At 56.9% G+C, this 596-nt stretch carries 1 protein-coding gene; it reads right to left on the bottom strand.

The annotated features are described in order from the left end of the window. A partial coding sequence (locus tag OQV04_RS24850; protein WP_235635473.1) for a pyridoxal-dependent decarboxylase occupies positions 1-596 on the bottom strand: 596 nt, incomplete at both ends.

Here is a 596-nt window from a genome sequence, read left to right as displayed (position 1 = left end):
GCTTTGTAGTCTTCCAGCAACAGTTCAGCAAAGTCCATTTCGAAGCCGCGACGACACATAATGCGCATCACCACGATGTCCGTGGCTTCACCGCCGAGAGTGAAGGCCGGAACCTGCCAGCCGCGCAGACGCAGACGTTCAGAGAGGTCGTACAGGGTGTATCCCGGATCTTCACCATCTTTCAGTTTGAAGCAAACCGCCGGGATGCCTTCGTCCGGACGACCCGTACAGATGAACTCATACGGCCCCAGTTTGGCGATTTCATCCGCCAGATAAGCGGCAACCTGGTAAGAGGCGTTCTGTACTTTGGTATAGCCTTCACGACCGAGGCGCAGGAATTCATAATACTGCGCAATTACCTGACCCGCCGGGCGGGAGAAGTTGATGGCAAAAGTACCAATCTGACCACCCAGGTAGTCAACGTTGAACACCAGTTCCTGCGGCAGCGCTTCTTCATCACGCCAGATAACCCAGCCGCAGCCCAGCGGAGCCAGACCGAATTTATGGCCTGAAGCACTGATCGATTTCACACGCGGCAGGCGGAAGTCCCAGACGATATCCGGGGCGACGAACGGTGCCAGGAAGCCACCGCTGGC

Source organism: Escherichia sp. Lx600-2 (genome assembly GCF_036662595.1).
Lineage (GTDB): Bacteria > Pseudomonadota > Gammaproteobacteria > Enterobacterales > Enterobacteriaceae > Escherichia > Escherichia coli.
The sequence above is the reverse complement of the archived record's forward strand: the minus strand, read 5'-3'. Positions and strand labels throughout refer to the sequence as shown.